Genomic DNA, 651 nt, shown 5'->3' with positions numbered 1-651 from the left:
CAGATAAAATTTTGATAACTGAGATTTAAGTGGAAATTACCGACCCACTGCATGCTTACATACCATTCCAACTCGCTGTCAATTCCAGTCAAGCCCAAAATGATATTTCAAAGTTACGTATTTATTTGATAAGAACAAACAAAACAGCAAAAAATATAATAGAATACCACAAGGCATCATAATAGTTAAATTATTTAAGACTTGTAGATAGTGCTTGATATAAAGAATGATAATCAGACTATCACTTTATATTTTAGGGTGTGTTTTAGGGTGTAAACACCATAATAACCTGATTATCAATCTTATTTGTGGAGCTGGAGGGAATCGAACCCTCGTCCAAACGAGGAAATCATAAGCTTTCTACATGCTTATCTTTGCCTAGATTTTCGAACAGGAACAGAACCAAAGCCATCAATTCCTGCCTTATCCTCTAAAGTTTCATCAAAAGTGCGAGGCCACTTTCAACTATCCCCGATGTAACTGCACCACTGAACCGGAACGCTTCGGAGCAACAGCTTCCGAGTGATGTCTCGTCCTGGCACCTTGTGCCTGGATTAAGCTAATCTACTATGATTCGATTAAGCAGCAAGAGCGTAATTAGTTTCGCCAGATAAAATTTTGATAACTGAGATTTAAGTGGAAATTACCGAC

General features: G+C 37.5%; 1 other RNA gene. It reads right to left on the bottom strand.

Annotation, left to right across the window (positions count from 1 at the left end):
- Window positions 1-306: 306 nt before the first annotated feature.
- Window positions 307-651: a transfer-messenger RNA gene (gene ssrA, locus BACFIN_RS21870) on the bottom strand; the annotation flags it as partial.

The sequence above is a fragment of the Bacteroides finegoldii DSM 17565 genome, assembly GCF_000156195.1.
GTDB classification, from domain to species: Bacteria; Bacteroidota; Bacteroidia; order Bacteroidales; family Bacteroidaceae; genus Bacteroides; species Bacteroides finegoldii.
The sequence above is the reverse complement of the archived record's forward strand: the minus strand, read 5'-3'. Positions and strand labels throughout refer to the sequence as shown.